The sequence below is a fragment of the Marinomonas sp. SBI8L genome (genome assembly GCF_001624705.1).
Lineage (GTDB): Bacteria > Pseudomonadota > Gammaproteobacteria > Pseudomonadales > Marinomonadaceae > Marinomonas.
This window is the reverse complement of record NZ_JSEO01000001.1, coordinates 34,884-46,084: the sequence shown is the minus strand read 5'-3', so window position 1 is coordinate 46,084 and position 11,201 is coordinate 34,884. Positions and strand designations below refer to the sequence as shown.

At 43.1% G+C, this 11,201-nt stretch carries 11 protein-coding genes; 4 read left to right on the top strand and 7 right to left on the bottom strand.

Going from position 1 to position 11,201, the window contains the following annotated elements; translation table 11 throughout:
* Positions 1-46: 46 nt before the first annotated feature.
* Together fdhD and OA91_RS00170 are read left to right on the top strand one after the other, a co-directional pair.
* Complete coding sequence (gene fdhD, locus OA91_RS00175; RefSeq protein ID WP_063338553.1) at positions 47-880, top strand: formate dehydrogenase accessory sulfurtransferase FdhD; 834 nt, start codon at positions 47-49, stop codon at positions 878-880.
* A 28-nt stretch (positions 881-908) separates the two neighbouring features.
* Positions 909-1,145, top strand: a complete 237-nt coding sequence (locus OA91_RS00170; protein ID WP_046016259.1) for a formate dehydrogenase subunit delta — start codon at positions 909-911, stop codon at positions 1,143-1,145.
* Between the two features lie 202 nt (positions 1,146-1,347).
* On the opposite strand, the gene OA91_RS00165 is transcribed toward OA91_RS00170, so the two are convergent.
* Positions 1,348-2,667 carry an ABC transporter substrate-binding protein gene (locus OA91_RS00165; protein WP_082827708.1) on the bottom strand — a complete coding sequence of 440 codons (1,320 nt, stop codon included), beginning with the start codon at positions 2,665-2,667 and terminating at the stop codon, positions 1,348-1,350.
* 247 nt (positions 2,668-2,914) lie between these two features.
* Between OA91_RS00165 and OA91_RS00160 the strand changes: the two genes are divergently transcribed.
* Both OA91_RS00160 and xylB read left to right on the top strand, forming a co-directional pair.
* Complete coding sequence (locus OA91_RS00160) at positions 2,915-3,322, top strand: cupin domain-containing protein (protein ID WP_063338554.1); 408 nt, start codon at positions 2,915-2,917, stop codon at positions 3,320-3,322.
* Between the two features lie 190 nt (positions 3,323-3,512).
* Positions 3,513-5,060 carry a xylulokinase gene (xylB, locus tag OA91_RS00155; protein ID WP_063338555.1) on the top strand — a complete coding sequence of 516 codons (1,548 nt, stop codon included), beginning with the start codon at positions 3,513-3,515 and terminating at the stop codon, positions 5,058-5,060.
* A gap of 71 nt (positions 5,061-5,131) precedes the next feature.
* On the opposite strand, the gene OA91_RS00150 is transcribed toward xylB, so the two are convergent.
* The 6 genes from OA91_RS00150 to OA91_RS00125 all read right to left on the bottom strand — a co-directional run bounded on the left by OA91_RS00150 (position 5,132) and on the right by OA91_RS00125 (position 11,172).
* Positions 5,132-6,022, bottom strand: coding sequence for an AraC family transcriptional regulator (locus OA91_RS00150; protein WP_231870274.1), 891 nt, complete (start codon positions 6,020-6,022; stop codon positions 5,132-5,134).
* A 77-nt stretch (positions 6,023-6,099) separates the two neighbouring features.
* The gene (locus OA91_RS00145) at positions 6,100-6,894 is read right to left on the bottom strand and encodes an L-iditol 2-dehydrogenase (RefSeq protein WP_063338556.1); all 795 of its coding nucleotides are present in this window, start codon (positions 6,892-6,894) and stop codon (positions 6,100-6,102) included.
* A 28-nt stretch (positions 6,895-6,922) separates the two neighbouring features.
* Positions 6,923-8,356 (bottom strand): mannitol dehydrogenase family protein, encoded by a 1,434-nt coding sequence (locus tag OA91_RS00140; RefSeq protein ID WP_063338557.1) that lies wholly within the window; start codon positions 8,354-8,356, stop codon positions 6,923-6,925.
* A complete protein-coding gene (locus OA91_RS00135) occupies positions 8,349-9,452 on the bottom strand; it encodes an ABC transporter ATP-binding protein (protein WP_063338558.1) in 1,104 nt (367 codons plus the stop codon). The genes OA91_RS00140 and OA91_RS00135 overlap by 8 nt, the downstream gene beginning before the upstream one ends.
* Before the next feature lie 18 nt (positions 9,453-9,470).
* A complete protein-coding gene (locus OA91_RS00130) occupies positions 9,471-10,304 on the bottom strand; it encodes a carbohydrate ABC transporter permease (RefSeq protein WP_046016265.1) in 834 nt (277 codons plus the stop codon).
* 7 nt (positions 10,305-10,311) lie between these two features.
* A complete protein-coding gene (locus tag OA91_RS00125) occupies positions 10,312-11,172 on the bottom strand; it encodes a carbohydrate ABC transporter permease (RefSeq protein ID WP_046016266.1) in 861 nt (286 codons plus the stop codon).
* Positions 11,173-11,201: the final 29 nt, after the last annotated feature.

The following is an 11,201-nucleotide window of genomic DNA, read 5'->3' as shown; positions in this document are numbered from 1 at the left end:
TCCTTCATACTTCTCACTTATTCACTAGAAAAGAGGCGAACCCGTTTTGCAAGCAAATCAGTCCGGCAATTTATCAGAGCAGCTAGCTGTACAAGCGACTCATGAAGAAAGTGTGATAGTGCGTAACCCAGAGGGTGAACTCGCACAAAGTGATTGGATTGCAGAAGAAGTGGCGGTGGCATTGGTGTATAACGGCATTAGCCATGCGGTGATGATGCTAACACCTCAGGATCTAGCTGACTTTGCAATGGGTTTTAGCTTGACCGAAGGCATTCTGACTTCAACAAAACAGTTGCGTAGTCTAGAGTTGGTGGAATCTGAGTTAGGCATTGAAGTGCGTATGGAGATAGCGACCGAGGCTTTTGTAAATCTAAAACAAAGGCGCAGGCAGCTAAGTGGTCGTACCGGTTGCGGTATCTGTGGGTTAGAGTCATTAACCGCAGTGCAGCCTGATGTTGCCATACGAGATGCGCACCCGATGCCAAGTTATCAGCTAATTGAAAAAGCGGCGGCTAAGTTAAAAGGGTCGCAGCAGATTCAATCCCAATGTGGTGCTGTACATGCTGCAGCCTTATTTGATGACAATGCTGAGCTGGTTTCTATTCGAGAAGATGTGGGAAGGCACAATGCCCTTGATAAGTTGTTAGGTGCGATTGCTCGAAATAAGCAAGAGGATAAATTGGCTGGTTTTGTGTTGGTATCAAGTCGAGCCAGCTTTGAAATGGTTTCTAAGGCCGCTAAATGTGGTATTCACACCTTGGTGGCAGTCTCTGCGCCAACCAAGATGGCCATTACTTTAGCGAAACAAGCCAATATGAATTTGATTGGTTTTGTGAGACCCCAAAGACAAGTCGTATATGTGCAAGCGGTTGATGCCTAAGGCGTGACCATGAAACAGAGGATTTAACATGAGTGAAAATGAATTAAGCCATCTAATTAAAATGGCGAACCAAATTGCCTCAAACATAGGTATAGGTTCAACCGAAGAAGATTGTGTGAAAAAGGTAGTTACCCATATCACCGCATTCTGGGCTTTACCTATGCGCCAAAAAATCTGCGCTAATATGGAAGAGTTTGCAGAAGATTTAAACCCGATTGCCACGAAAGCTTTGCTTGAAATTCAAGCTAATTTAAAAGCGGCTTGATTACTGATTTATCCCGAATTCTCCATTAGGGTGAATTCCCCTAGATAGCTGATAAAACCAATGCAGAGCTTAAATAGCTTTGCATTGGTTTAGATTATCTCCTATTAAATGATAGGAAACCTACGATTACACTGCGGCCCTTGTCATCAAACTAGTTGCTTTTATCCACCAACTGAAACGGGAGGTCTTATCCGCAGTCCCTCTAGTAGTAATCTGCCTGAAGCATGTGATTATCTGCGGAAAGGTTGGCCGATTTAAGTGCCTGTTCTACTGATATAGAGCCATTTAATGCACCTGAAACCATTTGCCCTGTGATTGTTCCTATGTCTTGAAATTCAGGTATGGCGGCAAACTGAACCCCAACATAAGGAGAAGGCTTAAGGGTGCTATCAGCAGGGTTCGCTGAATTGATTGCTTTTAGCTCATCTTGAGCAAAAGTGGAGGCCTTTAAAAAATGTGGGTTTTGATAGGTACTGATTCGAGTCCCTGTTGGGATGGATGCCCAACCTTTTGTTTTTCCTACTAACGCTATATATTCTTTCGAGGTGGCCCAACGAATAAAGGTTTGAGCTGCTTTAGCATTCTGCGCTGCGCTAGGTATTGCAAGAGACCAGGCCCAAAGCCAATTTGCGCCTTTATCAGTCACTTGAATAGGGGATTGGGCAAAACCCACTTTATCAAACACTTTACTCTTCGACGGGTCTGTTACAAAAGAAGCAGCAATGGTGGCATCAATGAGAATGCCGCATTTACCTTGGCTAAACAGAGCTAGGTTTTCATTGTAGCTATTGTTGCTAGCATCTGGTGGGCCATATTCGTTTAGCAGTTCTACATAAAAACTTACGGCGTTTTGCCATTCATTTGTTTCAAGTTGAGGTTTCCATCTTTCATCAAACCAACGTGCTCCAAATGAGTTAGCCATCGTTGTTATGAATGCCATGTTATCTCCCCAGCCAGCCTTACCGCGTAAGCACATGCCATATACTCCTGAGTTGGGGTTATGGATAGCTGCTGCAACATTTCTTATGTGTTCCCATGTGTCACGATCATTAATTTCTACTCCCGCTTTTTCTACAAGGTCTTTACGGTAAATCACCATTGAGCTCTCACCATAAAATGGGGCGGCATAGAGAGTGTCCTTATATGAGAGACCTTTGCGAATAGAGGGAATAATATCTTCTACATCATAGTTGCCACTTGTATCAATTGGCTGTATCCATTTTTTTTCTCCCCAAATAGGTGCTTCATACATACCAATGCTAATAACATCATAGAAGCCATGTTTATCGGTGACATCTAGAGTAATGTGTTCACGTAGTTCACCTTCTTCAACGGTAATCCATTTTACTTTTATGTCTGGATTCGCTTTTTCAAATACGGGTGTGAGTTCTTGCATCATCATCATGTGGCTGTTATTAACTGTCGCAATTGTGATAGTGGACTGAGCATGACTAGTTGATATAGCTAGTGTTAGAATTATTAAAAATGAAAAATAATAAATTTTATTAATCAAGTTTTTCATATTCCTTCCTCCCAATTAGAGCTGCTGGCTCTAATTGTTTAATTTATGCTTACTTATCTTTATTGATTAAAGTTAACTATAGGTGATGGAATAGGGGAGGACCTGATTAAAGCGTCTTATTTTGTAAGCGCCAGTGTTGATAAGAAGTTATAAAAACGGCTAATTTTTGGGGCATCTAAATCTTGTATTTAGTCCAATAACTAGTCATATCTTCACATTCAATAAAAAAACTAAATGGATCTTAGTGATGAAGACACTTTTTAATAAAGCAGTAGCTATCAATATCGAACAAGCCTTTTCACAAACCAAACACCTTGATGGACGAACACCCACCAACCCTGATCATAATGATGGTCACAGTGCCTATGCTAACCTGTCTGACTTTGGCAATGGCGGTATGTTTATTGCCAATTATACCGGCTTTAGTGAGTGGGAAAGGCACGCTAATGGGGATGAAATGGTGCAAGTTATCGAAGGCGAAACGAGCTTAGTTCTGCTGATTGATAACGAAGAAGTCCCAAATAAAATAAAGGCGGGTGAGTTACTTATCGTGCCGCAAGGTGTATGGCATAGGTTTGAATCTCCAAAAGGAGTGAAAGTACTCACTATAACCCCCCAGCCGACGGACCATCAGGTTGAAAGGCCCATAGATTAAGTTTGCTCTTCCTAGCTCTTTTATCCTTCAAGCAAGTTTGAATAAAAGCTTTCTATGTTGAGCGAACTAAACCTTTTTTAGCAAATACTAATACACATCTGTTGGCTTTGCCCAATTTGATTGACTCAGACCGCCTTTGTTTTAACACTCTGTTATTGTGTTTAATCAAAAAGAATAGGAGAGTGTTTTCATGTATTTAGGCTTGGATCTTGGTACCTCTGGTTTAAAAGGTGTTGTGATTAATTCCCAAGGCGAATTAGTGGCAATGAGCGCTAAGAGCCTTGAAGTTAACTCTCCTAGTTCGCTTTGGTCTGAGCAAGAGCCGTTATCTTGGTGGCAAGCTGTAAAAGAGGTTGTCGCCAGTTTACACCTGATTTTAGATACCCAAGGCGAAGATTTTAGCCAGTTAAAAGGCATAGGCTTGTCAGGGCAGATGCATGGTGCAACTTTTCTTGATAAGCAAGGCGAAGTGCTAAGACCTTGTATTCTCTGGAATGACGGCCGTAGTCAGCAAGAGTGCCAAGACTTAATAAGCTTGTGTCCTAATCTATTAAACTTGAGTGGTAACTTGGCCATGTCAGGTTTTACTTCTCCCAAAGCCTTATGGTTAAAACGACATGAGCCAGCGCTTTTCGCTAAGGTGCAATATGTCTTACTGCCTAAGGATTATTTGTCTTATCGTTTAACAGGACAACTTGCCACTGATTGCTCGGATGCAGCTGGTACCCTCTGGCTTAACCCTGCCACTCGTCAATGGGATACCTCTCTTTTAGCCGCTACAGATTTTACCCTTGAGAATATGCCTAAGGTGCATGAAGCTTGTGATGTAATTGGGTGTTTGTCGGATGATGTGGCGGCCTTATTGTCCTTGCCACAAGTGCCTGTTGTGGCTGGTGCTGGCGATAATGCCGCGGGCGCTGTGGGAATGGGGGTGGTAAATACTGGTCAAGGCTTAATTTCTCTAGGGACTTCTGGCGTATATTTTAGTGTGAGCGATCAACACAGAGCTAACCCTGAAAAGACAGTGCATGCTTTTTGCCACGCTCTGCCTAATCGTTGGCATCAAATGGGGGTGACATTAAGTGCAGCCAACTCTTTATCCTGGGTCGCTAAACTAGCTAATAAGCCAGTTGCAGACTTATTAGCTGCACTGGAGAGTTTTATTGAAAAGCGTGGGCATCTGAGGACTAAACTGGTATTTCTACCTTACTTAAATGGAGAGCGTACACCTCATAATAACCCTTTAATGACGGGCCAATTTATTGGCTTGGTTAATGATACCTCTATTGAAGAAATGACTTTAGCCGTGTTAGAAGGGGTTGCCTTCTCTCTCTTGGATTGTCAGCAGGCGTTAGCTAACGACGCTGGTCTTAAACAGGAGTTGTCTTTAATTGGCGGTGGTGCTCGTTCTCCCTTGTGGCGTCAGATCTTATCGAATGTGTTAGATCAAAATTTGGTTTATCGAGATGGAGGGGAAGTGGCGCCCGGGTTAGGGGCTGCTCGACTAGCCATGATAGGTGTGAGATATGAAGACGCACTTTATGATGTGTTAGATAACAAAGCGCCTAAGGATCTTCTAGAGAATCTGATAGCAGAGATTTGCGTCATGCCAGAGGTATTAGACGAACACCAACCTCAAGCTGAACTGGCTGAGTATTATCTGAAAAAACATGAGGTTTATAGCCAGCTTGCTAAGGCGAGTTTGGTATTTAATCAAAGCCTTACTGAGCTCGCTTGAGTTCAGTAAGCGCTTTTAGCAAGACTTCTCTAGTAATGTGTGTCGACTAAAAAGTTTCTACCAAGAGGTTTCTAGTAGGGTATTGCTTCATCATGATTATGACTTTGGCTACGAAAATCCCTTGGGGTGACGCCTTTGAGCTCATGGAAACGACGATTAAAGTTAGCCACACTGTTAAAGCCCACTAAGAAGCAAATGTTGGTAATCTGCTGGTCTGTATCACTTAATAAGCTGCAAGCACGACTAATGCGAACTCGATTTACAAACTCGATAAAACGGTTCCCCGTGGCTTTTTTGAAGAAGCGAGAGAAGTGGCTATCGGACATACCAATTAAACTCGCCGCATCTGACAGACAGATATCTTTATTATAATTTTGCGAGACGTAATCCACGACGGTATTGATTTTACGTTGTAGACTCTCGTTAGATTTTAAGTCAATTTGTACAGTAGAAAGCAGGCGATAATCATGGGTAGAGGCAAGCTTGCTTAACAGGGGAAGAGCATTAATAAGGCGCTGTAAACCATGGCTATCACGGACTTTTTCAAAGGTTTCTTTGAGGTAGTCTGGGTCAAAGTTTAAAAACTCTATGCCAGACTTTGCTCTTGCAAGCATAGGTAAAATCTCGGCCAGCTCTGGGATGATTTTTAAACCATTAGAGAAGGATTCGTGATCAAAACGTATCACCATATCTCTTAATTTAACTGGGTCTTGGTCATTTTGACAAACCCAGTTATGGGGCAATCTTGGGCCGGTGAGAATGAGTTGGCCAGGAGTGTAAGTGCCTATGTAATCACCAATAAATACCTTGCCCGTTGTGGACACAATAAAATGCAGCTCGTAATCATCGTGGGCATGCCAGCGTATCAGGTCACAAGGAAAACCATGTTCAAGATAACGTATGGTTTCAACATGCTCTTCAATTAATTCGAGCTCTGGTGTGTTTCGGTTTTTCATAGACATCTTACTTTCCTATTAGGCTCTTGCTCCAAATAAAAGTGCACGCCTAATTTTCTGAGTGTAGCTATTTGGTTTGTATATTAACTCATCACATTGCCGCCATCGACATTGTAGGTCTGAGCGGTAATGTATCTGGCACCTTCTGAGGCTAAAAAGAGTGCTAAAGAGGCTATCTCTGCAGGCTCTCCCATATAACCTAAGGGGACGGCCTTACCAACAGAAACTTTCTTTTCTCCAAGTGCGAGGTTTTCGTGTTTGGCAAATAGACTATCCACATGCTCCCACATCGGGGTATCTATCACGCCAGGCGAAATTGCGTTCACATTGATTTTATACTGAGCTAATCCAAGGGCTGCCGATTGGGTATAACTGATCACAGCGGCTTTCGTTGCACAATAATGGGAAACAAGGGCTTCACCGCGGCGACCTGCCTGAGATGCCATATTGATAATGCGACCCTCTATACCCATATCGACCATCTTTTGAGCGACTTTTTGCAGGGTAAAGAAGAAGGCTTTGACGTTGATATCAAAAAGGCGATCAAAGCTCTCTTCATCGGATTCAAGTATTGGTGCTAAATCAAACACCGCCGCATTGTTTACCAGAATATCCAGTCGATCGAATTGTTCGACAGTGTGCTGGATTAACCTATCGACTCCTTGGCTATCACAGATATCACAGCCAATATAAAGGGCATTATCGGGGTAATCTGCCAGTAGCCCTACTAAAGCGTCTGGCGTGTCTTTTTGATAATCAGTCAGCACTACTTTTGCACCGTTAGCCAAATAGGTTTGTGCAATGGCAAGTCCTATGCCGCCCGCTGAACCAGTAATCAAAGCCACTTTATTTTCCAAGTTTTGATTATCTAATGTCATATTAATTCCTTAAATTTAACCTTTGCTTCTAGGCTGAAAAACGCAACTGAATTTGCTTAATTGAGTGACTCAAACGAGAAACAAAATCGGGGTAGGCTTCTGGTAGGTCCTGCCATAGGTAGGTATCTGTTGCAAAAGCATGAATGCCTTTTTCGTCATTGGTAAAAGCAGCAAGCTTATCCATGTTTGGCTCGTGATAATTAACTTGCAACTTGCCTTGGGCGGTTTGATGGATAAAAACAAACCAGCTCGCAATAGCATCAATGGTTTTATTGGGAATGCCGCCTAATTGATAGATACCAGCAAGGGTTGGGTACACAAAAATTGGGAACTTGGCATAGCCATCTGTACAGATGCGCTCTACCGTATCGCCAATATTGGTGTTACTAAAACGCAGCGCAATGACCTTGGCATAAGAAGAAAGATCGACCACAGACTGGCCTATGGCAGGAATCGCATCTTGCTTAATAAAGTCAGAGAAATAGACCTTTAGCTCTATGTCCATCATGGCTTGGTCAAAGTAATCTAAGCCTTTAAGGGCGGCTTGATAAGCAACACAGGTATGACCCGCATTTAAGATACGTATCTTGGCTTCTTCAAAAGGTGTGACATCATCAACTAGCTGTACATCCACCTTATGTAAAGGTGGTCTTTCGCCTGCAAAGTCATCTTCTACAACCCATTGGATAAAGTCTTCCGCCATGACAGTCATGTTATCTTCAATGTTGAAGCGTGACTGCACATCCTTTTGATGCTCTATGCTAGGTTTTGGTGTAATTCTATCAACCATAGAGGATGGAAAAGAGCAATTCTCTCGTACCCAAGCATGTAGCGATTCGTCTTGCTTCGCTTTTAAAAATTGTAATAGACCTGTTTTTAAAAGTTTGCCGTTATGACGCAAATTATCACAGCATAGTAGGGTGATCTTGCTGCCAGATGCTTCGCTACGCTTTTTTAAACCTGCATATAAAAAGGCATAAAGCGTATTACGACCTGAGCTCAAATCATCCTTGATAAGAGGGTGATCTTGCATCAATTGGTTATTTTCATCTAGATAATAGCCACCTTCGGTCACTGTGGTCGTGATTAGCTGGATCTGCTCATCTGCCATGAGATGATCCACTGTTTCAGGTTCGATTGCTCCATCAACTAGCTGAGTAATCGCGCGGATGTGCTCGTATACCGCTTCACCTTTTGGGCTCATGGTTTTAAGCACATATTCACCGTTTTGCTTACTTAATTGAGCAAAACCTTGGCTATCCTGCGGACGTATATTAACGCCAATCAAGCCCCAGTTTTTTCCTTCTGGCTGGGCAAGTAGGCGGTCAAAGTATACGGCTTGGTGAGCACGGTGGAAGGCTCCCACTCCCAGGTGCATAACACCTGGGGAGATTGCATCCTTCTCATAGTTTTGTACTAGCAGTTGATCTGCTCCGCGCGTTGGGGCGAGCATGTTAGGCATGGCTGACATCCTCGGCTAATTTTGAGATAACACGGTCACTTTCGTTAAATAAAATAACTTCATCAAGATCAAGTTTGATCTGCACTAATTGCCCGTCTTGAATATTACTGCGAGCAGGGGCTTTGACTATGATGGTTTGTTGGTTATCTAGCTGAATGTGGGTATAAGCTTCTGAACCTAGGTGTTCGACTAGCTCTATTTTACCGCTAATGTCGCCGCCTTCTGGTACCAAGTGCATGTGTTCAGGGCGAATACCTAGCTTGATAGAGCCAGGCACTGGGCCGTTAATACGCTCATTCGGGAAGGCAATTTTACCGACACCTATATCTAAAGAGAGTTGCTCGTCTTGACGGGTAACATCAGAGACTTCGATAAGGTTCATTTTTGGTGTGCCGATAAACTCAGCCACAAAGCGACTATTTGGCTGGCGATAAAGTTCTAGCGGTGTGCCGACTTGTTCAATTTGACCTGCATTTAGAATGACAACTCGATCGGCTAGAGTCATAGCTTCAACCTGATCATGGGTAACATAAATCATTGTTGTACCTAATTTTTTATGAAGACGAGCAAGCTCTAAACGCATCTGTACCCTAAGGGCTGCATCTAGGTTAGAGAGTGGTTCATCGAATAAGAAAACCTTAGGTTGGCGCACGATCGCACGACCGATTGCGACCCTTTGACGTTGGCCACCAGACAGCTCTTTAGGTTTACGATCCAGCAAGGGATCAAGCTGCAAAGAGGCTGACACACTGCGTACTTTCTCGGCAATTTCACTGTCAGGTACTTTCGCAAGGCGCAGGGCGAAAGAAAGGTTATCCGCCACTGTCATATGTGGGTAAAGTGCATAAGACTGAAACACCATCGCCAAATCACGCTTAGAAGAGGCAAGCTCTGTGATGTCTCTATTATCTAGATTAATACTGCCTTCTGAACTGGATTCTAAACCCGCTATGGTTCTTAGTAGCGTCGATTTACCACAGCCTGATGGGCCAACGAAAACTACGAACTCGCCTTCGGTAATAGAAAGATTGATACCGCGAAGTGCGTGGTAGCTGTCGTAGTGTTTTTGCAATTCTGTAATGGTTAAGTAGCTCATGATGTTTGTTCCTAAAAATTATTTTACAGCGCCGAATGTAAGGCCTTGAACAAGTTGTTTTTGGCAGAACCAACCGAATATGACGATCGGAGCGCAGGCTAAGGTAGAAGCGGCCGATAGCTTGGCCCAGAACAAGCCTTCAGGGCTTGAGTAAGAGGCAATCATGGCGGTAAGTGGCGCGGCTTCTGAGGCGGTTAAGTTAAGAGACCAAAAGGCTTCGTTCCAACACAAGATGATGGATAAAAGCGCCGTTGATGAAATACCGCCAATGGAAAGAGGTAAGACAACTTTAACGATTTCATCCCATGGGCTCGCACCGTCCATTCGAGCGGCTTCTAGGATCTCTTTCGGTAGATCTTTAAAGTAGGAGAACAGCATCCAAATGATGATAGGTAGGTTCATCAGGGTAAAGATGATCACCAAGCCTGTACGTGAATCTAATAGGCCATAATCACGGCTTAAGATATAAATAGGGACTAATACACCGACTGCTGGAAGCATCTTGGTGGAAAGCATCCAAAGTAAAATATCCTTGGTTTTCTTCGTTGGGTTAAACGCCATAGCATAAGCGGCTGGTACACCAATAAGGAGCGCAATCAAGGTAGAACCAAAAGAGGTCACGACAGAATTAAGCGCATGCTTTAGATAGTCACTTCGCTCTTGCACTATGCCAAAGTTATCAAGGGTTGGCTCAAAGAAGAGTGAAGGTGGCACTGAGATCGCCTGTAATTCTGTTTTAAAGGAGGTGATAAACATCCAAAAAATAGGGAAAAACAGTAAGAGTGCAATCAGCCAAGCAAATGCACCTGTAACAAAGGTTTTAAATTTACGTTGTTGATTAAGAGTCATCATAATTACCTCACACCGTTAGGTTTTTGCCGACGGCACGAATTAAGAAAAAGGCAACGATATTGGCTAGAATCACGGCAAATAAACCACCGGCTGAAGCAACACCAACGTCATATTGAAGTAGGGCTTGGTTATAAATTAGATAAGCAAGGTTAGTACTGTCATAACCTGGGCCACCACCTGTGGAGACAAAAATCTCAGCAAAGATAGCCAACAAGAAAATGGTTTCTATCATGACAACAACGGCAATGGGTCTCGCTAAGTGAGGAATCGTAAGGTAGCGGAAAATATGCCAACCGTTAGCACCGTCCATTTGTGCCGCTTCTTTTTGCTCAGTATCTTGTGATTGGAGAGCAGTCACAAATACTAAAATAGCGAAGGGAAGCCATTGCCAACTCACCATAATAATGACTGACATGAGCGGGAAATCTGACAGCCAATCTATGGGCTCTAACCCTAAGGATTGGGATATCCAAGCAAATACCCCATACACTGGGTTCATCATCATATTCTTCCAGATCAAAGCGTTGACTGTTGGCATGATGAAGAAAGGCGAGATAAGCAGAACTCGAACAATACCTTGTCCAAAAAAAGGCTTATCAATTAGTGCTGAAAGGGCAACCCCAAGAACAACGGTAATGATGAGTACCGATATTAAGAGAATTAAGGTATTAAGAACGGCAGGCATAAAGCCTGGGTCAGTGATGAAAAACTCAAAATTCATCCAACCAACAAAGTTATTTTGACCTGGGTAGAGCAGGTTAAAACGTATGGTTGAAAAATAGATGGTCATGGATAAAGGCACTATCATCCAAATCAAGAGGAGGATGACTGAGGGAGCCATTAATAAGCGAGTAATTGAACGCTTCATGAAGTTGTATCTCTTATTATAGGTTTGAA